Here is a 24289-nt window from a genome sequence, read left to right on the forward strand (position 1 = left end):
GCCTTTAGGATCGCTTTGCCGAGACGAGCAGGAACGTCACCGCTGTGACGATGCTTCCGCTGCCCGACGCGCCCGGTTCGACCGCAGCGGGTAGCTTCGCGCGCCGGCTTGCCTGGGGCGTCCGGACCGCCGGGTTCCTCGGTATCCTGACCGGATCCGCGGTTCTGTGCGGCTATACCTTCCATCTGCTGGTGCTCACGCGGCTCCTTCCCGACCTGCAGGCGATGTCCGTGCTGACCGCCGGCGGACTCGGCCTGCTTGGCGCCGCGCTCGTGGTCGAGACCTTCGGACGCCGCCGACTGGCACGCGCCATCGGCGGCTTCGTCTCGTTGACGGCATTGGCGGTCCTCGCGAGCTATGCCCTCGCAGGAGGCGACATCATCAACCGCCCCTTGGCGCAGGGACTGTTCGGCTATGACCCGGACCTCGCCGGCCGGACGTCCATCGCGACGGCGGCCGGATTGCTCTTGGTCGCCGCCAGCCTCCAGTTCGACGGACGCCTCGACATTCGGGGCGTGAGCCTCAGCAACGCCTGTGCGGTCATCGGCGCCGGCATCGGCGGCCTGGCGCTCGTCGGCTACGCCTACGGCGTGCAGGACCTCTATGCCCTCAGCCCCTTCAGCACCATGGCCCTGCACACCGCAGCCGGTTTGTTCCTGCTCGGACTCGCCGCCGTGGTCGCGCGTGCCGACCGAGGCTGGGGCGCCGTGATCGCCTCCGACCTCGCGGGCGGTGGCGCGACCCGGCGCCAACTCGGCCTGACGCTGCTCATCCCCGTGGCCGGCGCCGTGCTGCTGCGTACAACCGATGCCCGGCACGTCGGGCCCGGCATGGCGATGGCGCTCCTCGTCTCGCTGACGGTCATCTGCCTGGGCCTGATGGTCCTGCGCGACGGGCGTATCCAGGACGAACTCGACCGGGAGCGCCGGTCCCGCAACGCGGTGCTGTCGCACGCGAGCGCGGAGCTTGAACGCGACCTCGCCATGCGCGCCGCCGCCCTGGATGCGGCGACGCGCGAGCGCATGCAGGCGGAGGATGCCCTGCGTCAGGCCCAGAAGATGGAGGCCATCGGGCAATTGACCGGCGGCGTTGCGCACGACTTCAACAACCTTCTCACCGTGATCCGTTCGTCGAGCGAACTCCTGCGCCGCCCGAACCTGCCCGAGGACCGGCGACAGCGCTACGTCGAGGCCATCGCCGACACCGCCGCCCGCGCCGCCAAGCTCACGGGGCAGCTCCTGGCCTTCGCGCGGCGCCAGGCCCTCAAGCCCGAGGTGTTCGACGTCGGGCAGAGCGTGACCGCCATCGCCGACATGATCGGCTCGCTCACCGGCGCCCGCATCCGGATCACCACCCGGGTACCCGACGAGCCCTGCTTCATCGACGCGGATCCCAGCCAGTTCGACACCGCTATCGTCAACCTGGCGGTGAACGCCCGGGACGCGATGGCGGGAGAGGGAGAGCTGGCGGTCACGGTCGTGACGGGCGTGGCGGAGGGAATTGCGAGCCGCGGCTTCGTGACGGTCGCGATCACGGACACGGGCTGCGGGATCATCCCGGCCGACCTGGAGCGGATCTTCGAGCCGTTCTTCACCACCAAGGGTGTCGGCCACGGCACCGGGCTCGGGCTCAGCCAGGTGTTCGGCTTCGCCAAGCAGTCGGGTGGGGAGATTCGTGTCGCGAGCACAGTCGGCCAGGGCACGACCTTCACGCTGTCCCTGCCGCGCGTGGCGGGGATGAGCCGGGCCGGCGTCGTCGACAGCGAGCCGGAACCGCTGGTGGATGGCCACGGCACAAGCGTGCTCGTGGTGGAGGACAACGTCGACGTCGGCACCTTCGCCACGCAGGCCCTGACCGAGCTCGGCTACGGCACGGTCTGGGCGGCCGACGCCGAGGCGGCGCTCGCCGAACTCGCCCGGAGCGCCGCCCGCTTCGACGTGGTGTTCTCCGACGTCGTGATGCCCGGCATGGACGGGATCGCGCTCGGTCAGGAGATCCGGCGTCTGTACCACGACCTACCGGTGGTACTGACCTCAGGCTACAGCCATGTCCTCGCCCAGAATGGCACCTACGGCTTCGAGCTCCTGCACAAGCCGTACTCCGTGGACCAGCTCTCCCGTGTCCTGCGCAAGGCCGCGACCTGGCGCCGGCGCAAGCGCATGCTGGCCGGCTGATCGGTCGGCACGGATCGGCAACTCCTCCGACGTGCGGCTATCGACCTCGTTCCCCCGGAAGCGGTATTCGCGGGCTGCGGCGGAGGCGGGGCGACGGGCGGGCATGATCGAGCGGAGCGGCCGATGCGCGGCCGACCCTGTCCACAACGCGAACAAGCCCCGGGCGAGGGCCGGCGGAAGACCGGCAGGGACCTCGAACCGTGCCTCTAGGTAGCCGTGCGCCTTGGCGTGGACGGCCCCGTGGGCGTAGCCGGAATCGGCATGCGTCTTCCCCTGGATCGAGAGCCTGGCCGCGGTCAGGCCCAGCCGGACCTCCTGCGCGTCCGCTGGAATGGTTTCGAAGGACGGGTCGAACCGAAGCGGGGCAGGCTGTGTCATGCCCTCAAACGGGGGGCGACTCGCGGATGTTGCCCGACCGGTCGCGAGATGCACGATCGCGAATCCATCGACGGGAAACCTTCCCGCGCGAACTCCATTTCACCCCCGTGACCCGTGAGGCCCAGGGCGATGCACCCCACGCCCTCGTCGTCGACGACGACGCCCTGATCCTGATGGGTGCGACCAGCATCCTTGCGGATGCGGGGTTCCGGGTGCTGGAGGCGATGAGCATCGCCCAGGCCGTGGTGGTCCTCGAACGCAATCACGAGGCGGTGCAACTGCTGTTCACCGACGTGCCCATGCCGGGGGATGGGCATGGCTTCGCGTTGGCCCGGCAGACCGCGGAGCGATGGCCGCACATCGCGGGCGCTTCGGGCGAGGCCTGGACCCGGCGACCTGCCCGAGGGGGCGACGTTCATCGGCAAGCCGTTCGGCGCCGAGATCGTCCGGCACCCTGTCCGTAAGACCTGGCCCGACGAGAAGCACCCCGAGTCCTTCAGGACATGGATGCCGGGCGCCGACGGGTGGGACATCCGCGGCATCCCATCGCTTCCGGGCAGGTTCGTTCCGGCAGCGCTGGGTCTCGAACTTCCGCGAGCATCGGGGTGGCTTGAAGCATCCGCGGTGCTTTCGAGCGCTACGCCGCCCGGGCGGTGACCTTCTCGAAGGTGCCCGTCGCGACCTGCTCTTCGAGCTGCGCCTTGAAGTCCGCGATGCCAAGGACCTGGACGGGATTGCCCGCGTCGTCGAGGAACTCGTAAAGCGCATCCTCGATGTTGCGGTTGCTGAAGAACACGATGGCGTCCTCGTCGCCGCCGCCCTCCGTGTGCGGTTCGCCGTTCGCCACGCCCGAGACGTAGCTGCCCGTCGGACGGATCTCCTTGAGGGACCCGTCCTGTCGATAGAACCTGAGTTCGCCCTGCATGACGAGCGTGACGTAGGGGCTCTTATGGCGATGCAGCATCACGCGCTGGTTCGCGGCGAACTTAAACACGACGTCGACGATGCGGTTCTCCTCGTCGACCTTGTAGACGAAGAAGGCGATGTGCGGCAGCCAGTCGAGGGTCCGCCAAGTGATGTTGGTCTCGTCGAACGTGTGTTCGGACATCTCGTTTCCTTCCGTTCCCCCATCCCGCCTGTCTTGGCGGATGCGCGCTCTTCCGCTGCATCGGATGGTTCGACGTGAGGGCAACGCCCTCCACGACGATTCGGTACGACCCGGTCCGTCCAATTCGTCGTGAGGCGGGTTCGCCGCGCGATCCGGAGCCGCTCCGTGGCCTCACGGTCGTGTCGGCGCCTTCCGTTCCGCGTCGGGATGATCCGCGCGATGACGGTGCAGATCTCGATCTGCCGGCTGTCTTGCGCCGTGACCTGATCGTCTGGGCCGAGGCGCCACGCGAGATCGCGACGCGCCGGCTCAAGATCGAGAGCACGGTTAGGGACCTCCGCATCGATGTCGAGGATGCGCTGACGCTTACGGACGGGACTGAGATTTGAGCCCTCGGCTCTTCGGCTTCCGCGTCGAGGGACGTCAAACCAGCCGGACAGCACTGCGTCCATTCCGGTTATGCGGCAGCCGTCAGCGGCATCTCGGAAGCGGACAGCCGGCAAAGGTCGATCAAAAGCCCGGTCGATAGGCGAGAACCGAGCGTTCGACGATGCAGGCGGAGCTTCAGCGACGGGCCGATGATGGTGGAACGGATGTCTCGACGCGGCCGAGGAAGTCGCGGGTGAGCCGGGCGACCTCGTCCGTCGCCTCGTCCAGGGCGAAGTGCCCGGCCTCTAGGATGTGCAGCTCCGCCTTCGGCATGTCGCGCAGGTAGGCGTCCGCGCCCGGCACGATGAAGGAGGGATCGTGGCGGCCCCACAGCACGAGCGTCGGCAGCGGATGGCTACGCATCCAGGCCTGCCAAGCCGAGTAGGCGGCGACGTTGGTGCGGTAGTCGTAGAGCAGCGCCGCCTGGATCTCCCGCTCGCCCGGCCGTGCGAGGATGGCGTACTCGTCCGTCCAGGTGTCGGGATTGTACCGCTCGCTGTTGGGGCTTGTGCCGAGGTGGCGCTGCCTGGCGCTCTCCAGCGCGGTGAAGGCGTCGACCTGCTCGGGATGCGCCGCCGGGTCGGCCCAGTACCGGGCGATGCCCTGCCACTTGGCACCCAGGCCCTCCGCATAGGCGTTGGCGTTCTGGACGATCAGCGCGCTCACCCTTTCGGGATGGGCCAGCGCCATGCGGAAGCCGACCGGGCCGCCGTAATCCTGCATGACCAGCGTGTACCGCTCGATCCCGAGATGGGCGACCAACGCCTCCATGGTCTGGGCGAGGTTGTCGAAGGTGTAGGTGTACTGCGCGGGGGACGGCGCATCGCTCTGGCCGAAGCCCGGGTAGTCGGGGGCGATGAAGTGGTAGCGGTCGGCGAGCAGCGGCAGCAGCGGATCCCACTGCCGGGACGACGACGGGTAGCCGTGCAGCAGCAGGACCGTGGGCGCGTCCCGCGGGCCGGCCTCGCGGTAGAAGATGCCCACGCCGTTGATCGCGACCCGATGATAGGTCGTCGTGGCCAAGACCGAGGGAAGCGGCTGCGGCGTCCCGTGCCCGACCGTCAGGGCAGTCGCTGCGGCCAGGAGCGTCCGTGTCGGCATGGTCCCGCTCCTTCAGAGGTGAGATGGGATGCTGCGGTCGAGAGAACGAGTGCGGGCGCCTGGGCCGGCACGATGTGGCGCGCAGCCCCTGCCCACCGGGCCCGTCCCCGCTGGAGGGCCTGGATATGCTTTCGGCTCAGGCACTCAGGAAGCCGGCGATAGCCCCCGCGATGGTCGCGGCATGGGTCTCCAGGGCGAAGTGCCCCGTGTCGAGGAAACGCATCTGCGCATCCGGCAAATCGCGCCGGAACGCCTCCGCCCCGGCGGGCAGGAAGAAGGGATCGTTCCTCCCCCAGATCGCCAGCAGCTTCGGCCGGTGTTCCCGGAAATAGGCCTGGAAGGCGGGGTAGAGCGCCACGTTGCTGGCATAGTCGCCGAACAGATCGAGCTGGATCTCGTCGACCTCGGGCCGCTGGATGTACCACGCGTCGAGGGCACTCCCGTCGGGCGAGACCAGCGACGTATCCGGCACGCCGTGCTCGTATTGCCAGCGGATCGAGGCCGGGGTGAGCAACTCGCGCAGCGCCTGGCGGTTGGCGTCGCTCGGGTCCCGCCAGTAGCGCTGGATTGGGTTCCAGCCCGCGCTCAGCCCCTCCTCGTAGGCGTTGCCGTTCTGCGAGATGATGGCCGTCACCCGCTCCGGATGCGCCAGGGCCACCCGGAAACCGGTGGGCGCGCCGTAGTCGAAGACGTAGAGCGCGTAGGTCTCCAGCCCGATCACCTCGGTGAAGCGGCCGATCACTTTCGCCAGCGCGTCGAAGCTGTAGGTGAAGGCGTCGCGCGGCTTGATCTCCGACAGGCCAAAACCCGGCAGGTCGGGGGCGACGAGGTGGAACCGGTCCGCCAGGAGCGGGATCAGGTCGCGGAACATGTGGCCGGACGAGGGGAAGCCATGCAGCAGCAGAAGCGCCGGCTTCGCGGGGTCTCCGGCCTCCCGGTAGAAGATCGTGAAGCCGTCGACGTCGGCGGTTCGGTAACGGATCTGGGCCATGGGACTCTCCGTGAGATCGGGTGCTGACGGCTCAGGTCTGCGCCGCCATGCTCCGCGCCACGTCGGCGGCGCTGATGCCCTCCAGGGCCAGGCCGTAGCCGGTGCCCTCCTCGACGAGCCGGCGCAGGCGCTGCGTGAGCGCGATCCGGGTGTAGCGGCCGGTGAGCGGCGGCAGAGCGGCGATGCCGTCCGCGATCTCGTGCGCCCGCGCCAGCAACTGGTCCCGCGGCACGATCTCGTTGATTACGCCCCAATCCTTGGCGGTCTGCGCGTCCAGCACCTGCCGCGTCAGCAGGAAGTACCGGCCGCGGATCGAGCCGATCACTTCGGGCCACAGGATGTGCACGCCGTCGCCCGGCACGATGCCGAACTCGAAGTGGGGCTTGTCCTGGAACACCGTCTCGGGTGTCGCCAGCACGATGTCGGTGAGCAGCGCGTACTCGCTGTGCAGCAGGACGGGGCCGTTCAGCGCGGCGATCATCGGCACCTCGATGTCGAGGATGTTGCCGAGCACCTTGCGACCCTCCCGCAGGATCTTGTCGTAGCCCTGCGGCGTGAAGAAGTCGAAGCCCTCGGGGCTGATCGCGTCCATGAACGCGTCGCCCGCCCCGGTCAGGATCACCGCCCGGTTGCCGCGGTCCTCGCCGATGGCGTGGAACAGGTCGACGAACTGCTCGTGGGTGTGCCCGTTGAAGACGAGCTTGCCACCCTCGGTGTGAAGCATGACCTCCAGAACGCCGTTCGGCTTGCGGGTCAGGCGGGCGTTGGGGAAGGCGTCGCGGTAGGTCTCGAAACGGGCCATCGGTGCTGTCCTCGTGCTGGCCGGCCCCGTTCGGTCGGCGTGGGGACGAGTTAGCCAGTTCCGACCGGCGACGGACGATGGCCCGAGGCGATAAGGGTTATGCCGGCGCGGAATGGGCCGCCCGGTTTTCGGCCAGGGCCGCCTCGACGAAGCCGGCGAAGAGCCGCGCCTTGGCACTGGCCATGCGGCCGGTGGGGAAGACCGCCCAGAGGTCGATCGTCGGCAGCGTCCAGGGCTCCAGCAGGCGCCGCACCGCGCCGCTCGCCAGTTCGGGGGCGAACATCCAGTCCGACGTGACGGTGAGGCCGATATCAGCCAGGACCGCGGCCCGCAGGCCCTCGGCCGCGCTCACCCGCACGCGGCCGTGCACCGCGACCGAGACCTCGGCGCCGTCCCGGGTGAAGGACCAGGCATCGGGCTGCTGGCTGTAGATCACCGCCTCGTGCCCGGCGAGGTCCGCGGGACTGCGCGGCTCGCCCGCGCGGGCGAGATAGCCGGGGCTGGCGAGGACCGAGCGGCTGCCCGTTGCGATCTTGCGCGCGACGGCGGCCGAATCCGGCAGAGCGCCCATGCGCAGCGACAGGTCGATCCCCTCGCTGACGAGGTCGATCACCCGGTCGTCGAGGATGATCTCGATGTCGAGGTCCGGGTGCTCGGCGAGGAAGCGCGGCAGCATCGGCACCACGTGGAGCCGCGCGAAGGTGGTCGCCGCCGAGACGCGCAGCCGCCCCGAGAGCCCGGCGCCCGCGCCGCGGGCGGCGCGCTCGGCCTCGTCCGCCTCGGCGATGGCGGCCTGTGCCCGCTCGTAGAAGCGCAGGCCCGCCTCCGTGGGGCTCAGGCCGTGGGTGGAGCGGACGAGCAGGCTGACCTGCAGCCGGTTCTCCAGCTGCGCGATCGTCTTGGAGACGGCCGGCTGGCCGACGTGCAGGAGCCGCGCGGCGCCCGAGAAGGAGCCGGCCTCCACGACCCGCACGAAGGTGGCCATCGCCTGATACCGGTCCACGCCATTCCTCCCTGGAATGAGCGTTATCGCCTCGTGCTGCCTGCCCTGTCCATCGGGAGGGGCGCATCACTCCGGCCGTCGTCACCGCATTGCCGCGATTATGTCTCGGGACACCGCGCCATGACCCTGCAATCCAAGCTCGACGCGTTCAAAGCTGATTTCGAGGCGGGCAAGCCCCCCTACAACGTCCCGCCCTCGGTGATCCGGACGATGCACCGGGCTACCGCGGAGCTGATCGCCTCCGGCGCCGCCACCCGTACGCTGAAGGCTGGCGACCGGGCGCCGAGCTTCACGCTCACCGATCCGGAGGGGCGGCGCATCTCCTCCGCGGCCCTGCTGAAACGCGGGCCGCTCGTGATCAGCTTCTACCGCGGCGTGTGGTGCCCCTACTGCAACCTGGAGCTCCAGGCGCTTCAGGGGATGGTGCCGCTTTTCGAGAGCCTCGGGGCGGGCCTCATCGCCATCTCGCCGCAGACGGCGGCCAACAGCCGGAAGTCGGTCCGCCAGAACGCGCTCGGTTTCCCGATTCTGTCGGACCTGCACAATGCTGTCGCGGCGGCGTTCGGCCTGCGCTTCGCGCTGCCCGATGACCTGGTCGAGCTCTACCGGGGCCTGAACAACGACCTGCCGGCGTTCAACGGCGACCCGAGCTGGACCCTGCCGATGCCGGGACGCTTCGTCGTCGGACAGGATGGCGTGATCCGCTACGCCGAGGTGAACCCGGACTACACCCGCCGCCCCGAGCCCGCGGACATGCTTCCGGCGCTCCGCCGCACTGCCTCCGTTCCCGCCTGATCGGACACGGCTTCCCGGCCGCGCAATCTCAAGGAGATCCAGGATGTCCCGAACCTTTCTCGTGACCGGTGCCAGCAAGGGCATTGGGCTGGCCCTCGCATACCACCTCGCCGGCGCGGGCCACCACGTCGTCGGCCTCGCGCGCGGTGGCCTCGACGGTTTCCCCGGCACGCTCGTGCCGGTCGACCTCGCCGACGGTGCGGCGACCGACGCGGTCCTCGCCGAGCTCACCGGACGCTTCGCCTTCGACGGCGTGGTCAACAATGTCGGCCTCGTCCGGCCGCAGCGGCTCGGGGCGGTCGAGATCCCCGCGCTCGACGAGGTCCTGCGCGTCAACCTCCATCCGGCGCTTCAGGCCGTGCAGGCGACGCTGCCCGGCATGCGCCGACGCGGCTGGGGCCGGGTCGTCAACATTGCCAGCCTGACTGTCCTCGGCAGCGTCGAACGCACGGCCTACGCGGCCGCGAAAGCCGCGCTCGTCAGCTTCACCCGCTCCTGGGCGCTCGAACTCGCCACGACCGGGATCACCGTCAACGCGGTCGCGCCGGGGCCGACCGAGACCGAGCTGTTCCGGGCCAACAACCCGCCGGGCAGCGAGGGCGAGACGCGCTACCGCGCCGGGGTGCCGATGGGCCGCTTCGGCCGGCCGGAGGAGATCGCCGCCGTCATCGCGTTCCTGATGTCGGACGGGGCGGCGTTCATGACGGGGCAGACCCTCTACGTCGATGGCGGCGCCTCGATCGGCCGGGCGGCGCTGTAGCACCGGGACGCCGCTCAACGCGTCCCGGCGGCATCGAGATCGTTGTCGCCGCCGAGCAGCTGCAGGCACCATTCGGTGAAGGCACGGACCTTGGCGGCTCGATGGAGCGCGAGGAAGCGCGCCAGCTCCCGTGACAGGACCCAGCGCGAGAAGAACGGATCGACGTTCACCCTCAGGCGGCCTCGCACCGCCTGAGCGCTGCCCGCAGCATCCAGTGCTGCGGCCTCGATCCCGTCGAGATGTGGACCGACTCGCTCCCAGAACCGCAGTCCCTCGTCGGTGAGCCGCAAGATCCACCGCTACTCCAGCTGCTCGACCCACGGCCGGCAAGGCAAGACCAGCTGCACCGGCCGATCGATCCGGATGGACACCCTCGACGCGTTGGTCACAGACCACCCCGTGGCTGAGCTGTTGCACCCTGACCGGCTGCGGGCGACGCTCGCCTCGCTGTGGTCGGGGAGGGCGGACAAGGCGATCCAGGTCGACGGGCGGGTGGCGGCACTGCGCCGTGAGATCCCCGGCGCTGAGGAGAAGCTGAAGCGCCTGTACCGAATGATCGAGGAAGGGATGACCGATCTCGACGACATCCTGAGAGACCGTCTTGCAGCGCTGAAACAGGAGCGGGACCGCGCCAAAGCGGCGATGGACCGGATCCACGTCAACGCGTGTCCGCCGGCGGAAATCGCTCCGGAGTTCATCGAACGAGTCGGCCGTCTGATGCGCGAGGCCGTGACGACGGGAGAGATCCCGTTCCGGAAGGCTCGGCTTCAGGCAATCGTCGACCGGGTCGAGGTCGGGGCGGATGTCATCCGCATCGTCGGCGGAAAGGCAGCCCTGGAAACTGCCAGCCTTGACGCAGGCTCAGCCGCGACACCCGGTGTTCGCGTTTCTGTAGAAAATGGCGCACCCGACACGATTCGAACGTGTGACCTTTGCCTTCGGAGGATTACCCTTGCATGTTTTCCGGTGATTACCCGAGATAGCCAATCGCCACCAAGGTACTGAACGCAAACGTTTTATCCTTATAATGAGCGCTCCCATGATTACCAGGTATTGACGGAGCTTGCTTCCGCATGCTTCCGCAGTGCTTCCGCAAGGCCGGATGGCAGGCATGGCGAAGATCACGAAGCGCACGGTAGACGCGGCCGAACCCCGGGGACGCGACTACTTCCTGTGGTGCGATGAGCTGCCTGGCTTCGGCCTGCGAGTGTTCGCCTCCGGTCGCCGCAGCTACCTCGTACAGTATCGAGCGGCCGGACGGTCCCGCCGCGTCACGATCGGGCTGCACGGCGCACTGACTGCCGAGGAGGCCCGGCGTGAGGCCAAGGCATTGCTCGGCCAAGTCGCCCGAGGCGAGGACCCGGCGGAGGAGCGCGCGACACGCCGCGGCTCGATAACCGTAGCCGAGTTGTGCGACGCCTATCTCACCGCAGCCGACAAAGGCCTGATCATGGGGAAGGGCGGCCAAGCTAAGAAAGCCTCTACCCTGTACGTCGATAAGGGCCGGGTCGAGCGACACATCAAGCCGCTCCTGGGCCGCAGGCTGGTCGCTGAGCTGGCGGCCCCAGATATCCAGCGCTTTGTGCGAGATGTTCAGGCCGGAAAGACCGCTGGCGTGGTCAAGACCGGCTTCCGCGGCAAGGCGGTCGTCGAAGGTGGGCCCGGCACGGCTGCGCGCACGGTCGGGCTTCTCGGCGGCATCCTGAGTTATGCAGTCAGTGAGCAGATCATCGCTCTAAACCCGGCCGCAGGGGTGAGGCGCCCCGCAGACAAGAAGCGCAAGCGTCGGCTCACGCCTGAGGAGTATGGCTTGCTCGGCCAAGCGCTGGTCAAGATTGAAGAGGGCAGGGCGGAACGCTGGCAGGCTGTGGCCGGCATCCGGTTGCTGGCGCTGACCGGTTGCAGGCTTAGCGAGATTGTGAAGCTGCGGTGGTCCGAGATCGATTGGGCGGAACCCTGCCTGCGGCTGGAGGATACTAAGGAGGGCGCCTCCGTTCGACCGATCAGCCGAGCCGTCCTGTTGATCCTAGACGGTCTCCAGCGGGTTCCTGGCTCGATCTACGTCCTGCCAACAGCGCGACGAGGGCAGGGGCCTTTCGCCAGCCTCGACGATGCGCTGGAGCGCATCGTGAGCAAGGCTGGGCTGGAGGGCGTCACAGCGCATACCATTCGGCATTCGTTCGCCTCGACGGCCGGCGACCTCGGCTACAGCGACTCGACGATCGGCGCGATGCTCGGTCATGCTGGTCCTGGCGTCACGTCGCGGTACATCCACCACCTCGACGCGGTTCTGCTCGCCGCAGCGGACCGAGTCGCGATGCAGATCGCTGGAGCGATGAGCGGCCCCTCACCAAAGTTCGGTCTCAAGGAAACGAGCTCTTGATCGCACATCCGATCTGCATCGCTTCCAGTCGAGATGCGAGCGGAATTGCGCGAGGCCGAGCGAGCCGTGATGATATGGCCGCCCGGCCGGTGCAGTGGATGCTTTGAGCTCGACGCGACCGATGAAGAGCATGGACCGCTTCGAGGCGTATTGGGAACGTCTCTTGCAGTCTGATCCGACGCCACGCCGGCACGCCGCGTTCGGAGTTCGAAACCATGCTGCGACGAACCTTTCTCAGCGGCGCGGCGGCGGCCGGCACCCTGCCGTTCCTGCCGCCGCGCCCCGTGCACGCGCAGGGCAGCCGCGCCACCGTGCTGCGCTTCGTCCCGCAATCCGACCTGACCATCGTCGATCCGGTGACCACTACCGCTTACATCACCCGCCATCATGCCTTGATGGTGTTCGACCAGCTCTATGGGCTCGACGCGCAGCTCAAGCCGCAGCCGCAGATGGTCGAGGGCCACACTGTCGCGGATGACGGCCGGCTCTGGAGCTTCCGGCTTCGCGAGGGGCTGAAATTCCACGATGGCGAGCCGGTCCGAGGCCGCGACTGTATCGCGTCGATCCGGCGCTGGGCCCAGCGCGACAGCCTCGGCCAAGCGTTGATGGCCCGCACCGACGCCATGAGCGCGCCGGACGACCGCAGCTTCGTCATCCGGCTAAACCGGCCCTACGGGTTGATGCTTGAGACATTGGCTAAGCTCGGCCCGCCCGCCCTGGTGATCATGCCGGAGCGCCTCGCCGGCACCGATCCTGCGCAGCAGATCCCGGAGGTGATCGGGTCTGGACCGTTCCGGTTCAACACCAAGGAACGGCTGGTTGGTGCCCGGGTCGTCTACGACCGCAATCCGGATTACCGGCCGCGGGAGGACGGCGTCGTCTCCTGGGCCGCGGGGCCGAAGCGGGTCTATTTCGAGCGGGTCGAGTGGCAGGTGATGCCCGATCCCGGCACCGCCGCCGCCGCACTTCAGAACGGCGAGGTCGATTGGTGGGAGAATCCGATTAACGACCTGTTGCCAACGCTCCAGGGCAGCCCGCAGATCGTGACGCAACTCGCCGGCCGATTGGGCAATCTCGGCACCGCGGTGATGAACCACCTCTACCCGCCCTTCGACAAGCCGGCGGTCCGGCGGGTGCTACTCGAAGCTCTGTCGCAGGAAGACTTCATGGCCGCGGCGGGGGGCGATGACCCGAAGCTCTGGCGCACCGGCGTTGGCATCTTCACCCCGGAAACGCCGATGGCCAGCGAGGCGGGCCTCGACGTGCTGACGCGCAAGCGCGACCTAGCGCGCTCCACGAAGGATCTGATCGCGGCGGGCTACAAGGGCGAGCGCGTGGTGCTGATGTCGGCAAGCGACAATCCCGTGTTGGGTGCGCTGGGCGCGGTGATGAACGATCTACTCAAGCGCCTTGGCATGAACGTCCAATACGCCGTGTCGGATTGGGGGACCCTTGTGAGCCGCCGCGCCAGCAAGGCGCCCCCAGACCAGGGCGGCTGGAACATCTTCAATACCACCTGGACTGGGCTCGACATGACCAACCCGGTTGCCGAGCAGGTCCTGCGCTGCGGCGGCCAGAAGGGCTTCTTCGGCTGGCCCGATATCCCGCAGATCGAAGCCCTGCGCGAGGCCTGGATCGAGGCACCCGACGATGCCGCTCGCCAGAGGATCGCTCGCGATCTGCAGGGGGCGGCCATGACGCAGGTGCCGTTCTTGCCCACGGGGCAATACTTTTACCGGACCGCCTACCGGCGAGAAATCCGCGATATCGTCCAGGATCAGTTTGTTTTTTGGAACGCTCGCCGAGAAGGCTGATCCGGCTGTGGTGCCTAGAAGAGTGCGCGAGGGCTTTACCGGAAGCGTGATGGACGGGGCAGGGGAGCCGCGATAGCCCCCGGCATGGTGAAAGAAATTCCAAGCGTCGGCGACCTGCGCCGCAGGGCCGAAATCACGGACGACGAGATCCAGGCTGCAACGGATGCCTCCCTCAAGGACGAGGGCGCCAAGCCGTTCGCGTTCAAGTCCGGCCACCGGATCGACGTGGCCAAGGCGATCGAGATGCACCCGTAGGCCAAGATGCTCCTGGCTAACAAGGCCACCACACCGGGCCTGCGCCGGACCATGGTCATGACCGGGGTCGTCGAAAGATTTTCGATCGAAGGTTCAGCGGTTCCGTTCCCTGTTGGCCGCTACTCATATCAGCCATCCGGATCCGGCCCACGATCATGGCAGCCGCCCGAGTTGCATAGCGATAGGCCGACTGCTCAGAGAAGATGCCGTCTGAGGACGAGATGATCCAGCGGAAACAACCCCCGTACAAAGGGCACGGCTTCACCGCGAGCCTATAGGTACGGGACAAGGCGTCGGTCTCATCCGGCAGAGCGGTAGATGGTGGAAGGACTCCGACAGGAGCCCTCCCGATGCTGAAGGTGAGCGCCTCACATGCGGTGCATCATCCGCTTCTTCATCATGTGAGGGCGCATCATCCGCTTATGCATCATGCGCTTCTTCATCATCATCCGGTCGCCGTGCATCATACGGACCTGGGTGATGCCGGATTGGTCGGTCTGCATCCCGCTCGGGGTCATCGGGGTAGCCGAGGCGGAACCGGCGAAAGCGAAGCCGCCAAGCAGGACCGAAGTGGCAAGGGCAAGTTTCATCTTGTTCATATGAAATCTCCTATTACGAACGGACTTGGCGCCCGGACTAGCCACTAAAACAAGTACTATGTCTTCATGTTCCCATTAAATATCTATTATTTTATTTAGAATAATATAAATCGCAAGTATATGTGCCGCGAAACAGACGTTTCACGCGGCACCCACGTTTGGGCGTCAACGTCCGTTACGGAACAGGTCCGGCCAAAGTTTCAGGGAGAGCAGCGTCGGCATGAGACGCCGATTGGCACCCATCTCGGTGGGGTGCTTTCCGAGCAGATCACCTAAGCGAAACTTCTCGCGAGGTGGCCCCGTAGAGGGCGGGGAGGCCCTGCTCCGAAGGGCCGATGTGAAGGAACCCTCGCATGCTCAAGGCAATCACACACGGTCCCGCCGCTCGGATCATCGCCCTTTCGCTCGCATTGACGGCTGCCGGCGCGGCCCAGGCCAAGAACCCAATGGTGGGCGGCGCGCCGATGTACGCCAGCAAGACCATCGTCGAGAACGCGGTCAACTCGAAGGACCACACCACCCTGGTGGCCGCCGTGAAGGCGGCCGGCCTCGTGGACACCCTGTCGGGTCCAGGTCCCTTCACGGTGTTCGCGCCAACGAACGCCGCCTTCGCCAAGCTGCCGCCGGGCACGGTGGAGAGCCTCGTGCAGCCGCAGAACAAGCCGACGCTGACGAAGATCCTGACTTACCACGTGGTTCCGGGCGTCTACACGGCCAAGGAGCTGATGGCGCTGGCCAAGAAGCCCGAGGGCCAGAACCAGATTACCACCGTCGAGGGCGAGCCGCTTGGCGTCTCGGCGCAGGGCAAGAAGGTCTACATCACCGACGTGAAGGGCAACACCGTCGCGGTGACGATTCCGAACGTGATGCAGTCGAACGGCGTGATCCACGTCGTCAACGGCGTGCTGATGCCCTGATGCTGCTGGCGGCGCGGTTCTGACTGCGTCGCCTCCAGCTACTCGGCGAGCAGCTTGCCGGTATAGACCACCGGCCCGGTCGGCAGGCCGCTCGGCGAACCGCCAGGGGGCTCCACAGAGACGGCAATCACCCCGTCCGGCGACGCTCCTCGCGGGAGTGTCACTCGGCCCACAGCCGCGCCCACCAAGCCGAGCGGTTTTGGCCCCTCGGCACCGACATACCAAAGTTCCAGGTTTCGTCCCGCGGGGGCCTCGGCACCGACCAGCCTGACTTGCGCGGTGCCGGTGCGGGTGTCGACGCGAACGATCAAGGCCGGGAGTGCTCCGCCGCCCTGGACCACTGCGAGGTAGCGGCCGCCCTGTGGCTCCAGCCGCGATCCGACCGCCACGAACAGCGCTAGCCCTGCGGCCAGTAACCCGGTCCCCGCGGTGGCGATCCGCCAGCGCCGGACCTGTCGGCGCAGATGAGCCAGGGGGTCGCGGGCGAGAGGGTCGGGCGATCCGCTAGACTTGACCGGCAGTGCCTGCAGCAGCGCCTCTCGCACCCGCGGCGGTGGCTCCGTGGATGGGATTGTATCGAGGAGTGGCGCCAGCCGTCGCTCCCAGATCTCTACCTGACGCGCCCTGCTAGGATCGACGGCGATCTCGTGCTCCACCTCTGCCCACTCGACCGCATCAAGGGTACCGAGCACGTATTCGGCTGCACGCAGGTCGGGATCTGGGCCGGGCTCGCCGTTGCCGCTGCTCACGACACAGTCTCCAAGCAGGACTTCAGCGCCGCGAGCGCGCGGTGAAGCCAGGTCTTGATCGTGTTGACTGGGCGGTCGTAGCGCAGAGCTAACTCCTCCCGCGAATAGCCCTCGCAGTAAGCCAGCACCACGCAGTCCCGGTGCATCGGCTCCAGTCGGCCAAAGCAGGTGCCGAGCGCGTCCCGATCCATGAACGCCGCCGCGTCGTCGTGCGGGTCCATCAGCCGCGCCACCCAATCCTCGCCGTCGTCTTTCTGGGACCCCTGGACCTCGGCCGTACCTTTCCGGCACCGACCCTCGATCGCCCGGTTGCGCGCGATGGTACACAGCCACGAAAGCGGGCGCCCGGTCGCAGGATCGTAGCGTCCAGCCGCTTGCCAGATCCGCAAATACACATCCTGCAGGACGTCCTCAGCCAAGCCTCGATCCCTCTGGATACGCAGGATGACGCCGAAGAGTTTCGGGCTGGTCAGGTCGTAGAGCTGGGCAAGCGCTGCCGCATCGCCGCGGCCGACCTGAGCGAGCAGCCCTCGCAGTGCATCGTCGTCGGCCAATCCCAGCACTCAGCTTCCATGCGCGGCTGCTCAGGATGCCTCGTACCGTTCCAGGTCCTGTTTTCAAACCATCTATCGGCTCGATCGCGCGTTGGCCGACCTCTGAAACTATTCAGCCGATGCCTCCGTTCTGCGGAGGCGTGGTCAATCCCGGCGGCGCAACCGTCGGAGCTGTTCGTGGCGCGTACCCCTCTCCTGATCCTTGTCGCCAGCCTGACGGCAGTCGTTCTGAGCCCAGCCGATGCTGCGACGAAGAAGGTGCGTGTGCCGAACCAATACGATGGCTCGTGGACCATCGTCGCCACTACGGCTCAGGGGCCCTGTTCGGCCAGCACGAGCTATCAGGTGCAGATCAAGGAAAGCGACGCCTCAATCCCCGGGGAAGAGGTCGACATCGACGGCGGCGTGTCGGCGGGTGGGACCGTGCAGGCCACGATTACAAGCGGCGCGAACAAGGTGCCGATCGCCGGCAGTCTGACCGCAAAGGGCAGCGGCAGCGGTACATGGCGCACGTCCGGCGGACTGGTCGCGTGCAGCGGCAGCTGGAGTGCCAAGCGAGCAGGCTGAAGAGCCCCGTCGCCCAATCCAATCATGAGCCGGTCGGGCGAGCCGTGATGGTATGGCCGCCCGGCCAAACACGCGCGCGGGGCCGAGTTGGGTAGGGGCTACGTCCTCACGATCGTGTTGTGTGGCCTGCCGGTCCTGGCTGGTCGCCGGCTGTTGCAGTAGCAGCGCTCGCGAGAGGGGAGCGGGATGCTGACAGAGTCTATTATCGGCATGACGAGGCGGCGTTGGCAGGCTGAGCGGCCGTTTGAGGGGCACACGAAGGAAAGCCTTCAGAGAAAGCTTGATAGTTCAGCTGTGCGGGATGCTGTGAAGGAGCAGCTGCGTCGAGAGTTGGCGCTCCGCGACCAGGATCCGATTTCCACGTGACGCGCCCTGACCCTCGCCCCTGTGCGGCGCAGGAGGGGGAGTCGCAAGGGCTTCTTATACGAGCCGCATTTCATCCGGCTTGAGGCCGAGGCGGCGGGCAATGTCGCGTCCGAGCGAGCCCACCACCTCGACCTGCATGTCCTCGGTTGCTGAGTTGCCGACCAGCGCCAGAGCCGCCGCCGCGGATTGGGCAAGCACGGCGTAGACGCGGACAGTCTCGCGTTTCTGATGCACCGCGATCAGGTAAGCCGTGCGCTTCGCCGACTTCGTCACCGACCTGCCTTGATCCGGTTCCGGTCAGCGCCGACCGTTGGGTCAATCCTTATCGGGCTTCTCCTTTGTGATCTCACCGGTCTTCGGATCGACGTGGAACTCCATCTTCACGCCGTTCTTCATGCCCTCACCTTCCCAGTGCCCGTCGTCCGCTTCCAGCTCCGTGATGCTGGAGTAGCCTGCACCCATGAGCTTCTGCTTGACCTGATCGGCTGGGATCCAGTCGGCGCCGGGCTTGTCCTCTTTCGCTAGAGATGGGCCCGCGAGCCCGAGGGTCGCCACCAATGTAAAGGAGATGAGTGCCGTCCATTTCATTAGCCGCCTCCGTTTCTGATTGTGTCTGATAACGGGTGGCGTGTGGAGCAGTTGCGCGGTGATCGCCGTGGATGACGGTCAGAGCTGGCCGTCCACGTCCTCGACGCTGACGATGCCAGGACGGCTTCGCAGGCTGTTTGGGATCGGATCGCCCGTGCGATGTCAGCCTGGGTCACTTGTGCTGGAGTGCGGGGCATTGGCCATCCCGCTGGGAGGATCCTATGCCCGAAACCGATCTCTTCACACCTGACGAGGCGGCCAAGCTGCTGCGGATCGGGCGCCGGACCTTCGACGCGCACGTAGCCCGGGGAGACATCGCCTACATAGCGATCGGCATGGGCAAGAAGCGCATCCGCAAGCGCTTCGACCGCGCCGACATAGACCAGTTTCGGGATCGGCAGCGACGAATGGAGCGCTCGCCTGAACCAACACGCAATCGTAGACGCCCTCCGGCGGCCCCCACAGTCGCGATCATCGACTTCAAGGAGTTGCTGGAGGAGCGACGGGCCGAGAAGCGGGCAGCTCGGGAGGCTGAAAGGGAGGCCCGAGAAGAAACTCAGCGGCGTCCAGGAGCCACGCTCAGGGCATCAGCCCCGAAAGATCGAAGGCGGCCAAAAGCGTAACCAGCAACGTGAAACCCAGCAGCGAGCCCGTGCCACCAATGCGCGCTCGAACCCCGCAGCTCACCGGCCTGCGGCCTTCTTCGCATACTCCCAGACCGGAATGCCCCAGACCTGACCTTGCTTGGTCCGGTAGCCTGAGCCGTCTGCGAACACGACCCTGGTGGGCTCCACCGCCAAAACCTTGCTCCCGGAGACCATCATCACCCCGCAGTAGTCGATCCGCAGCCTTCCATGCTCTGGATGAAGCGCGAACAGCTCGGCCGCCGTCCAACCGAGCGCATGGGCCTCAGCCCCGAGCCGGTCGCAGAAATCGATGGCAGCCTCGCGGATCGGCACCCAGCGGGTAGGCGTCAGATACCGGCATGGTGAAGCGTGCGGGGACAGATCCTCAAGGGCGCTGCGCCACACGGCAGCGGCGTTCGGGAGCATGGTGGGTGCGAAATCGGATGCCATCCGGCTGAGCTACGGCAAGCGTCACCGTCAAACCATGCGGCCAGAAGCGACCTTGCTCAACATGGATTGGAATAGCCCCGCCGCCCCATATGATGAGAAAGCCCGCCCTGGTGTTCCAGGTGCGGGCTTGTTGCGATTGCGCCAAGGAGGCGGCACCACGAGACCGTACATCCGGGTCTCGGTGCTGCTCTTTCGACGCTCAGCCTCCAGCCGATCGCTGACAGCTACCTCAGCCGTTATGGTTAACGAATCGTTGAAGCAGGGCAGAGCCCTCGCTGTTCCGTCAGCCCCGCCGCCGCTAATCCGCGTCGTCTCGCCCATCCCGGCGCGCGCCTCGGGCGACGACTACGAGAGCATCATCCGGCAAGGCACGCTGGAGATCCTTCGCTTCCGACCAGGGTGCCGACAGCCACGTTGCCCACTCCTCCGGCTTCGTGAGGATTACCGGCATCGCCTTTGGGTGCACGGCGCCGACCTCGGCGTTCGGTTCGGTGGTTAGGAAGGCATACAGGTCGTCGGTCGTCTCGCTGTCCTTTACCTTCCGCACGCTCTGCCAGCCCTCGACCAGGATGCCCGCGAAGCAGGTGAGCGGCCGGTCCTCTGTTAGGGCGAACCACACGGGCGGGTGCGAGCCGTCCGCGGCCTTCTCGTTCTCACTGAAGCTCGTGAACGGCACGAGGCAGCGGTGCTCGGGCGAAAGCCAGCGGCGCCAGTGCGGCGAGGCGGTGTTGCGGACGTTCGTGACGCCGGGATCGACCTTCTTACCCTTCAGCGCGAAGGCCGGGGAGGGCATGCCCCAGCGCATCATCGACAGGGCACGAGCACCGTCGCGCATGCGGATCACGGGCGCAGCCGTGTTCGGGAAGATGCCGGGCAGCGGCGGCAGGTTGCCGGTGTCATCGCGTTCGACGCTGAACGCCTTGCCGATCGCGGACTGCGAGCGGATCAGGCTGTAGAGGTTGCACATACAGCAGGCTCGCCGAGGCCGCGGTGACGATCAGGACCGCGAGATGTCGAACACTGCCCCGCCGCCCGGTCCAATCACGGGTCGGCGGGGCTTAATGCCGTTCCTCACGGCGAGGGGCCGGTACGCGACACGGCCCGAGACGCAATATGGGGGAGGGCGGTTATCGGATACGGAACGGCCTCGTTTGACGTGATCCCGGATCGGGATGCTAGTCGGCTGCACCAAGCTGGCGCGATCGGTGGTGCAGGCTCAGCAGTTATCAGCGCCGGGCTTCACGGGCTGACCTTCGGGCGCTTTCTTCGAGCCATCATCTTTCATCGCCGCGCCGGTGTTGTTCATTGCGCCGACCGTGCCGGGAGACTCTGCTTTGGCACCAGGGCTCACCTTTGCGGTCGAACCGCCATCGACGTTCGAGCTGGTATCCTTCCCGGTAGCTGCATTCGTGGTCGTGCCGACATTGCAAGGAGCGGCAACAGCGAAGCTCGCTGACAGCGTGAGCATCGCAGTGGCGGCGGCGATATTCAGGGCCTTGGACATGGTTCCTCCAGTTTCTTAACTTAAGGGAAGGGGGCTCACCGATCGTTGTTCCGGGTAAACCGTGTGGCAACTGCTCGCGGCCGAGAATGCTACCCCTTGCGCTCCCGGAACCAAATTCCGGCCCCGCCGCCGTTCTCGGGGATGAACTCCAGACCGGCGGTTATGGCACGAGGCCCACGAGCCGGCAGACTGCCAAGGCCGTGACGATGACGGTAAACCCCGCCAGCGAAACGGTCCCGCCGATCCGGGCCCAGCGCGGGCTCACGGCTGGCGCATTCGCACGCCGGCCCCGCCGCCGTTCTGCGGGATGAACTCGACGCCTGCCGCTTCGAGGGCGGCCCGCATCTTATCGACGCTGCTGACACGCGCGTCCTGACCGGCCTCAAACCGGTTGATGGTGTTGGCTCCCACGCTGGCCTCGCGCGCGAGATCCTGCGTGGTCCACCCAAGTGCGGCGCGGGCCATTCGGCATTGAAACGGCTTCATATGGTGATTTTATCACCGAATGTGGTTGACATCAAACCGGTGTAGGCGTTACCACTAGTGGTGAGATTTACACCACTTGGTGCCCGCCATGCCCTACCGCACCGTCTCTTGGAACCGCATCTCCCGCTCGCTCCACGACAGCAAGCCGGTAATCCCCGCCGGCCTGCTCTCGGCCCGCGCCCTGATCCAGTTCGGCGCCCGTACCCGCCCCCTCGCCACCGCCGGCCAGTACGATCGCGCCGCCATCATGGCCGCCGCCTGCAAGGCCGCCCCCGGCATCATGGAGCGCTGCGGCGTCTCCCGCCGCGAGGCGATGTCCTCCGCTCTGGAAGCCGCCTGGCAGGTCGCCAAGGCCGCCCGCAGCGCCGCCGCTCACTGAGGCCCGCACCGATGTCCGCCCGCATCAACCGCCGTGCCCTCGCTGCCGGCCTCCTCGCCGCCACCGCCGCTCCTGCGGTTGCCGATGTGCCCGCAAATCTGCGGGGTCGTCCCCTCAGCGGCGGCGACACCGCCCGCCTGCCTGACCACGCCGCGCTCTGGGCCCGCATGCCGCTCCCGTTCACGCCCGCCGAGGCGTGGCACAGGCTCTCGCCCGCCACCCAGGCCGAGATCGGCGCGGCCGTCATCGGCATGGTGCTGGCCGAGTACGTGTCCGGCGACATGCATGGCGATCACGATCGCTTCTACGACGATGCCCTGCGCGACGACGCCATGGACGTTGGCAGCGACCTGCTCACCCGCATCGAGCAGCGCCTGTGGATGCTGTTCCCCGACCTCTACGGCCCCGAGGGCGATCACCCCGCTTGGGCCTTGAATTCAGGCCTGGCGCCGCCCGCCGCCTGACCTGACGCGCCCCACCGCGGGGCGCCCCCTTCACCACCGAGCCGACCCCACGAGCCCATCACGGAGCCCGAACGATGACTTAGAGCGCCTAACAGAACCGTCTGATCTGGTTGAGGGTGATGAGGCTGGCGGCGAAGCTCGTGAAGGCCTCGTAGATGTCTGCGCGTCGCTCATAGCGGATGGGCAATCGACGGAAACGGTTGAACCAGGCGTGGGTGCGCTCCACGACCCAACGGTGACGACCGAGTTTCTCGCTGCTCTCGATGCCCTTACGTGCGATGCGTGGGACGATCCCCCGCGCTCGGCACTCCTGGCGGCGAGGTCTGGCATCGTAGGCCTTGTCAGCGTGCAGCTTGTCCGGACGGCGTCGCGGTCGTCCGCGCCGACCGCTCCGCACAGACGGGATGGCATCGAGGGTGGCCGCCATCATGACGGTGTCGTGCCGGTTGGCACCGCTCAGGCAGAAGCCGAGCGGCGTGCCGCGCGCGTCGGTGACGAGATGGCGCTTCGTGCCCGCCTTGCCCCGGTCCGTCGGGTTCGGGCCGGTGGCAGGCCCCCCTTTTTGGCCGGGACAGACGCGCTGTCCAGGCAAGCCCGGCTCCAGTCGATCTCCCCTGCTGCGTGCAGGCGCTCCAGCAACACGTCATGCAGACGGCTCCAAACGCCCGCCGCCTGCCAATCCCGCAGTCGCCGCCAACAACTCATGCCGGAGCCGCAGCCCATCTCGGCCGGCAGCATTTCCCACGGCAGCCCCGAGCGCAGCACGAACAGGATGCCCGTGAGTGCGGCCCGGTTCTCAATTGGACGACGCCCGCCCTTCGGACGCGGCCGAGGCGGCGGGAGGAGCGGCGCGATCTCATCCCAGAGATCAACGGGAAGAAGCAGTCTGGCCATGCCAAACCAACGCTGAAAACCCCGCTCGGTGCCGTTCTGTTAGGCGCTCTTATGCCCGCATCCCAAATTTCAGCCAGCCCGTCCCAGTGCGCCCCGTCGCCACCGCCGAGCGCCACCGGCTCCCGGTGGATCGCCGCTACCGCAACCTGCCCGACGAGCCGATCCCGGGCGAGATCGAGCCGTGGGAAGCCGTGACGCCTGTCCGCCCCGACACGTCGCACAGCCGGTCCCTGCGCTTCCTCGACGTCGGTGCCGAGTTGCTGGCCGCCGTCGCGATCATGTCCCGCATCACGCGCTTGCGCTGCTCCTCGGCGGAGGCCCGGGCCAGGGCGGTCTCCTCTTCGAGCTTGCGGGTGCGGACGAGGTTGTCCTTGAACACCTGCACTGCGGCGGCCATCTCGCCGATCTCGCTCCGCTCGCCGGCATTCGGTACTGCGAGGTCAGTGTCGCCATCGGCCACCCGCTTCATGACGCTCGCCATGCGGCGGACAGGGCCCGAGATCGTGAAGACGGACATCCAGCCGATCACCAGCGTGACGACGACGACGACAACAAGCACCACCGCGATCCCACCGCGGGCGCTCTCGGATAGAGTTCTGGCATTGGCAGCGCCCTGCTTGCCGTTCGTGTCGTTGAAGGCGATATCGGCCTTTATGGCCGCGCGGGCCGCGTTCAAGTTCGGCAGCATGCCGTCCAAGAGATGGTCCGTGGCCGCCTTCGTCTCGCCGGCCTGCATCCGGCGCAGGAACTCCTCTCCCATCTGTGAATAAGCAGGCACCGCGGTCGTCACGGCCTTCCAAAGGGCATCTTCACCGTCGCTGAGATAGGGCGCGTACTCTTTCAAGTCCGCCTCGATGTCGGCCATGCTGGCGCGCAGGCGCGGCAGGGATTGAGGCCGGCGTTCTTCGCTGGAGACGAGGTAGGCCAGTTGCCGGCTGCGGAGGGCCTCGAAATCCGTGGCCAAGCGGCTGAGGATCCGGGTAGACGGCAGGGTATTGCCGCCAAGCTCGTCGATGGACACGGTAAGGGCATTTATGCGGCTATAGCAGAAGCCACCAAGTCCGACGGATAGGGCGAGCAAGACGAGCAACGACGCGATTAGGCGTGCCCTTACGGTGAAGTTGAAGTTCATCTCAGCGTTTTTCCAAGCCAG

The 24289-nt window shown here is 67.1% G+C and carries 31 protein-coding genes; 14 read left to right on the forward strand and 17 right to left on the reverse strand.

All coding sequences use genetic code 11. The features are described from left to right. Positions 1–50: 50 nt before the first annotated feature. On the forward strand, positions 51–2174 hold the full coding sequence (locus AC3IF3_RS22720; RefSeq protein ID WP_243966129.1) for an ATP-binding protein: 2124 nt from the start codon (positions 51–53) through the stop codon (positions 2172–2174). 485 nt (positions 2175–2659) lie between these two features. Then, positions 2660–3016 (forward strand): response regulator, encoded by a 357-nt coding sequence (locus AC3IF3_RS22725; protein WP_489230408.1) that lies wholly within the window; start codon positions 2660–2662, stop codon positions 3014–3016. Positions 3017–3189: 173 nt separating this feature from the next. On the opposite strand, the gene AC3IF3_RS22730 is transcribed toward AC3IF3_RS22725, so the two are convergent. Next, positions 3190–3660 (reverse strand): cupin domain-containing protein, encoded by a 471-nt coding sequence (locus AC3IF3_RS22730; RefSeq protein ID WP_243966038.1) that lies wholly within the window; start codon positions 3658–3660, stop codon positions 3190–3192. Positions 3661–3734: 74 nt separating this feature from the next. Here AC3IF3_RS22730 and AC3IF3_RS22735 point away from each other — a divergent pair, with 74 nt between their 5' ends. Further along, the gene (locus AC3IF3_RS22735) at positions 3735–4049 is read left to right on the forward strand and encodes a hypothetical protein (protein WP_489230409.1); all 315 of its coding nucleotides are present in this window, start codon (positions 3735–3737) and stop codon (positions 4047–4049) included. Between the two features lie 175 nt (positions 4050–4224). On the opposite strand, the gene AC3IF3_RS22740 is transcribed toward AC3IF3_RS22735, so the two are convergent. The 4 genes from AC3IF3_RS22740 to AC3IF3_RS22755 form a co-directional block, all read right to left on the reverse strand. Beyond that, entirely contained in the window at positions 4225–5190 is a 966-nt protein-coding gene (locus tag AC3IF3_RS22740) for an alpha/beta fold hydrolase (protein WP_489230410.1), read from the reverse strand. A 136-nt stretch (positions 5191–5326) separates the two neighbouring features. Further along, a complete protein-coding gene (locus AC3IF3_RS22745) occupies positions 5327–6181 on the reverse strand; it encodes an alpha/beta fold hydrolase (protein WP_489230411.1) in 855 nt (284 codons plus the stop codon). A gap of 31 nt (positions 6182–6212) precedes the next feature. After that, positions 6213–6983 (reverse strand): enoyl-CoA hydratase/isomerase family protein, encoded by a 771-nt coding sequence (locus AC3IF3_RS22750; RefSeq protein WP_489230412.1) that lies wholly within the window; start codon positions 6981–6983, stop codon positions 6213–6215. 97 nt (positions 6984–7080) lie between these two features. After that, positions 7081–7986: a LysR family transcriptional regulator gene (locus AC3IF3_RS22755; RefSeq protein WP_489230413.1), complete on the reverse strand. Its 906-nt coding sequence runs from the start codon at positions 7984–7986 to the stop codon at positions 7081–7083. Between the two features lie 120 nt (positions 7987–8106). Between AC3IF3_RS22755 and AC3IF3_RS22760 the strand changes: the two genes are divergently transcribed. Both AC3IF3_RS22760 and AC3IF3_RS22765 read left to right on the forward strand, forming a co-directional pair. Continuing rightward, positions 8107–8781 (forward strand): peroxiredoxin-like family protein, encoded by a 675-nt coding sequence (locus tag AC3IF3_RS22760; RefSeq protein WP_489230414.1) that lies wholly within the window; start codon positions 8107–8109, stop codon positions 8779–8781. Between the two features lie 43 nt (positions 8782–8824). Beyond that, a complete protein-coding gene (locus AC3IF3_RS22765; protein WP_489230415.1) occupies positions 8825–9541 on the forward strand; it encodes an SDR family oxidoreductase in 717 nt (238 codons plus the stop codon). Positions 9542–9555: 14 nt separating this feature from the next. Here the strand turns inward: AC3IF3_RS22765 and AC3IF3_RS22770 are convergent, their stop codons facing one another. Then, positions 9556–9831 carry a hypothetical protein gene (locus AC3IF3_RS22770; protein ID WP_489230416.1) on the reverse strand — a complete coding sequence of 92 codons (276 nt, stop codon included), beginning with the start codon at positions 9829–9831 and terminating at the stop codon, positions 9556–9558. Positions 9832–9904: 73 nt separating this feature from the next. Between AC3IF3_RS22770 and AC3IF3_RS22775 the strand changes: the two genes are divergently transcribed. From AC3IF3_RS22775 to AC3IF3_RS22790, 4 genes are all read left to right on the forward strand, one after another. Beyond that, entirely contained in the window at positions 9905–10546 is a 642-nt protein-coding gene (locus AC3IF3_RS22775) for a hypothetical protein (RefSeq protein ID WP_489230417.1), read from the forward strand. Between the two features lie 106 nt (positions 10547–10652). Further along, positions 10653–11924, forward strand: a complete 1272-nt coding sequence (locus AC3IF3_RS22780) for a tyrosine-type recombinase/integrase (protein ID WP_489230418.1) — start codon at positions 10653–10655, stop codon at positions 11922–11924. A 215-nt stretch (positions 11925–12139) separates the two neighbouring features. Beyond that, complete coding sequence (locus tag AC3IF3_RS22785; protein ID WP_489230419.1) at positions 12140–13738, forward strand: ABC transporter substrate-binding protein; 1599 nt, start codon at positions 12140–12142, stop codon at positions 13736–13738. Positions 13739–13822: 84 nt separating this feature from the next. Beyond that, positions 13823–13993, forward strand: a complete 171-nt coding sequence (locus tag AC3IF3_RS22790; RefSeq protein WP_489230420.1) for a hypothetical protein — start codon at positions 13823–13825, stop codon at positions 13991–13993. 368 nt (positions 13994–14361) lie between these two features. Here AC3IF3_RS22790 and AC3IF3_RS22795 read toward each other — a convergent pair whose 3' ends face one another. Continuing rightward, positions 14362–14592 carry a hypothetical protein gene (locus tag AC3IF3_RS22795; RefSeq protein ID WP_489230422.1) on the reverse strand — a complete coding sequence of 77 codons (231 nt, stop codon included), beginning with the start codon at positions 14590–14592 and terminating at the stop codon, positions 14362–14364. A 353-nt stretch (positions 14593–14945) separates the two neighbouring features. On the opposite strand from AC3IF3_RS22795, the gene AC3IF3_RS22800 reads away from it, so the two are divergent. Then, on the forward strand, positions 14946–15509 hold the full coding sequence (locus AC3IF3_RS22800) for a fasciclin domain-containing protein (protein WP_489230423.1): 564 nt from the start codon (positions 14946–14948) through the stop codon (positions 15507–15509). Positions 15510–15547: 38 nt separating this feature from the next. Here the strand turns inward: AC3IF3_RS22800 and AC3IF3_RS22805 are convergent, their stop codons facing one another. Further along, the gene (locus AC3IF3_RS22805) at positions 15548–16258 is read right to left on the reverse strand and encodes an anti-sigma factor (RefSeq protein ID WP_489230424.1); all 711 of its coding nucleotides are present in this window, start codon (positions 16256–16258) and stop codon (positions 15548–15550) included. Continuing rightward, a complete protein-coding gene (locus AC3IF3_RS22810) occupies positions 16255–16812 on the reverse strand; it encodes a sigma-70 family RNA polymerase sigma factor (RefSeq protein ID WP_489230425.1) in 558 nt (185 codons plus the stop codon). Before AC3IF3_RS22810 ends, AC3IF3_RS22805 begins: the two co-directional genes overlap by 4 nt. Before the next feature lie 177 nt (positions 16813–16989). Between AC3IF3_RS22810 and AC3IF3_RS22815 the strand changes: the two genes are divergently transcribed. Continuing rightward, entirely contained in the window at positions 16990–17379 is a 390-nt protein-coding gene (locus AC3IF3_RS22815; protein WP_489230426.1) for a heme utilization protein, read from the forward strand. A 420-nt stretch (positions 17380–17799) separates the two neighbouring features. Here the strand turns inward: AC3IF3_RS22815 and AC3IF3_RS22820 are convergent, their stop codons facing one another. Together AC3IF3_RS22820 and AC3IF3_RS22825 are read right to left on the reverse strand one after the other, a co-directional pair. Next, positions 17800–18018 carry a hypothetical protein gene (locus tag AC3IF3_RS22820; RefSeq protein ID WP_489230427.1) on the reverse strand — a complete coding sequence of 73 codons (219 nt, stop codon included), beginning with the start codon at positions 18016–18018 and terminating at the stop codon, positions 17800–17802. A 42-nt stretch (positions 18019–18060) separates the two neighbouring features. Beyond that, the gene (locus AC3IF3_RS22825; protein ID WP_489230428.1) at positions 18061–18333 is read right to left on the reverse strand and encodes a PepSY domain-containing protein; all 273 of its coding nucleotides are present in this window, start codon (positions 18331–18333) and stop codon (positions 18061–18063) included. Positions 18334–18554: 221 nt separating this feature from the next. Here AC3IF3_RS22825 and AC3IF3_RS22830 point away from each other — a divergent pair, with 221 nt between their 5' ends. Then, positions 18555–18956 carry a helix-turn-helix domain-containing protein gene (locus tag AC3IF3_RS22830; RefSeq protein ID WP_489230429.1) on the forward strand — a complete coding sequence of 134 codons (402 nt, stop codon included), beginning with the start codon at positions 18555–18557 and terminating at the stop codon, positions 18954–18956. A 60-nt stretch (positions 18957–19016) separates the two neighbouring features. Here AC3IF3_RS22830 and AC3IF3_RS22835 read toward each other — a convergent pair whose 3' ends face one another. The 4 genes from AC3IF3_RS22835 to AC3IF3_RS22850 all read right to left on the reverse strand — a co-directional run bounded on the left by AC3IF3_RS22835 (position 19017) and on the right by AC3IF3_RS22850 (position 21399). Continuing rightward, a complete protein-coding gene (locus tag AC3IF3_RS22835; protein ID WP_489230430.1) occupies positions 19017–19409 on the reverse strand; it encodes a hypothetical protein in 393 nt (130 codons plus the stop codon). Positions 19410–19707: 298 nt separating this feature from the next. Next, positions 19708–20376 carry an SOS response-associated peptidase gene (locus tag AC3IF3_RS22840; protein ID WP_489230431.1) on the reverse strand — a complete coding sequence of 223 codons (669 nt, stop codon included), beginning with the start codon at positions 20374–20376 and terminating at the stop codon, positions 19708–19710. 249 nt (positions 20377–20625) lie between these two features. Beyond that, entirely contained in the window at positions 20626–20913 is a 288-nt protein-coding gene (locus AC3IF3_RS22845) for a hypothetical protein (protein ID WP_489230432.1), read from the reverse strand. Positions 20914–21174: 261 nt separating this feature from the next. Then, positions 21175–21399 (reverse strand): helix-turn-helix domain-containing protein, encoded by a 225-nt coding sequence (locus AC3IF3_RS22850; RefSeq protein ID WP_243970340.1) that lies wholly within the window; start codon positions 21397–21399, stop codon positions 21175–21177. 88 nt (positions 21400–21487) lie between these two features. On the opposite strand from AC3IF3_RS22850, the gene AC3IF3_RS22855 reads away from it, so the two are divergent. Both AC3IF3_RS22855 and AC3IF3_RS22860 read left to right on the forward strand, forming a co-directional pair. Further along, positions 21488–21778, forward strand: coding sequence for a hypothetical protein (locus AC3IF3_RS22855; RefSeq protein ID WP_489230433.1), 291 nt, complete (start codon positions 21488–21490; stop codon positions 21776–21778). An 11-nt stretch (positions 21779–21789) separates the two neighbouring features. Continuing rightward, on the forward strand, positions 21790–22242 hold the full coding sequence (locus AC3IF3_RS22860; protein ID WP_489230434.1) for a hypothetical protein: 453 nt from the start codon (positions 21790–21792) through the stop codon (positions 22240–22242). Between the two features lie 88 nt (positions 22243–22330). On the opposite strand, the gene AC3IF3_RS22865 is transcribed toward AC3IF3_RS22860, so the two are convergent. Continuing rightward, positions 22331–23136 (reverse strand): IS5 family transposase gene (locus AC3IF3_RS22865; protein ID WP_489230435.1). Its coding sequence is split into 2 segments (ribosomal slippage): positions 22331–22800 and positions 22800–23136, totalling 807 coding nucleotides; the frame shifts between segments, so codons are not numbered across the junction. Positions 23137–23272: 136 nt separating this feature from the next. Next, on the reverse strand, positions 23273–24268 hold the full coding sequence (locus tag AC3IF3_RS22870; RefSeq protein ID WP_489230436.1) for an MCP four helix bundle domain-containing protein: 996 nt from the start codon (positions 24266–24268) through the stop codon (positions 23273–23275). Between the last annotated feature and the right edge of the window lie 21 nt (positions 24269–24289).

Source organism: Methylobacterium sp. J-118, from assembly GCF_057836565.1.

Coding starts and splice junctions, on each gene's coding strand:
- AC3IF3_RS22860 (WP_489230434.1), top strand. CDS start 21,790: ATGTCCGCCCGCATCAACCGCCGTGCCCTCGCTGCCGGCCTCCTCGCC.
- AC3IF3_RS22850 (WP_243970340.1), bottom strand. CDS start 21,399: ATGAAGCCGTTTCAATGCCGAATGGCCCGCGCCGCACTTGGGTGGACC.
- AC3IF3_RS22720 (WP_243966129.1), top strand. CDS start 51: ATGCTTCCGCTGCCCGACGCGCCCGGTTCGACCGCAGCGGGTAGCTTC.
- AC3IF3_RS22745 (WP_489230411.1), bottom strand. CDS start 6,181: ATGGCCCAGATCCGTTACCGAACCGCCGACGTCGACGGCTTCACGATC.
- AC3IF3_RS22775 (WP_489230417.1), top strand. CDS start 9,905: ATGGACACCCTCGACGCGTTGGTCACAGACCACCCCGTGGCTGAGCTG.
- AC3IF3_RS22830 (WP_489230429.1), top strand. CDS start 18,555: ATGCCCGAAACCGATCTCTTCACACCTGACGAGGCGGCCAAGCTGCTG.
- AC3IF3_RS22760 (WP_489230414.1), top strand. CDS start 8,107: ATGACCCTGCAATCCAAGCTCGACGCGTTCAAAGCTGATTTCGAGGCG.
- AC3IF3_RS22730 (WP_243966038.1), bottom strand. CDS start 3,660: ATGTCCGAACACACGTTCGACGAGACCAACATCACTTGGCGGACCCTC.
- AC3IF3_RS22835 (WP_489230430.1), bottom strand. CDS start 19,409: ATGGCATCCGATTTCGCACCCACCATGCTCCCGAACGCCGCTGCCGTG.
- AC3IF3_RS22800 (WP_489230423.1), top strand. CDS start 14,946: ATGCTCAAGGCAATCACACACGGTCCCGCCGCTCGGATCATCGCCCTT.
- AC3IF3_RS22795 (WP_489230422.1), bottom strand. CDS start 14,592: ATGAACAAGATGAAACTTGCCCTTGCCACTTCGGTCCTGCTTGGCGGC.
- AC3IF3_RS22790 (WP_489230420.1), top strand. CDS start 13,823: ATGGTGAAAGAAATTCCAAGCGTCGGCGACCTGCGCCGCAGGGCCGAA.
- AC3IF3_RS22765 (WP_489230415.1), top strand. CDS start 8,825: ATGTCCCGAACCTTTCTCGTGACCGGTGCCAGCAAGGGCATTGGGCTG.
- AC3IF3_RS22855 (WP_489230433.1), top strand. CDS start 21,488: ATGCCCTACCGCACCGTCTCTTGGAACCGCATCTCCCGCTCGCTCCAC.
- AC3IF3_RS22780 (WP_489230418.1), top strand. CDS start 10,653: ATGGCGAAGATCACGAAGCGCACGGTAGACGCGGCCGAACCCCGGGGA.
- AC3IF3_RS22785 (WP_489230419.1), top strand. CDS start 12,140: ATGCTGCGACGAACCTTTCTCAGCGGCGCGGCGGCGGCCGGCACCCTG.
- AC3IF3_RS22825 (WP_489230428.1), bottom strand. CDS start 18,333: ATGAAATGGACGGCACTCATCTCCTTTACATTGGTGGCGACCCTCGGG.
- AC3IF3_RS22740 (WP_489230410.1), bottom strand. CDS start 5,190: ATGCCGACACGGACGCTCCTGGCCGCAGCGACTGCCCTGACGGTCGGG.
- AC3IF3_RS22750 (WP_489230412.1), bottom strand. CDS start 6,983: ATGGCCCGTTTCGAGACCTACCGCGACGCCTTCCCCAACGCCCGCCTG.
- AC3IF3_RS22840 (WP_489230431.1), bottom strand. CDS start 20,376: ATGTGCAACCTCTACAGCCTGATCCGCTCGCAGTCCGCGATCGGCAAG.
- AC3IF3_RS22870 (WP_489230436.1), bottom strand. CDS start 24,268: ATGAACTTCAACTTCACCGTAAGGGCACGCCTAATCGCGTCGTTGCTC.
- AC3IF3_RS22845 (WP_489230432.1), bottom strand. CDS start 20,913: ATGTCCAAGGCCCTGAATATCGCCGCCGCCACTGCGATGCTCACGCTG.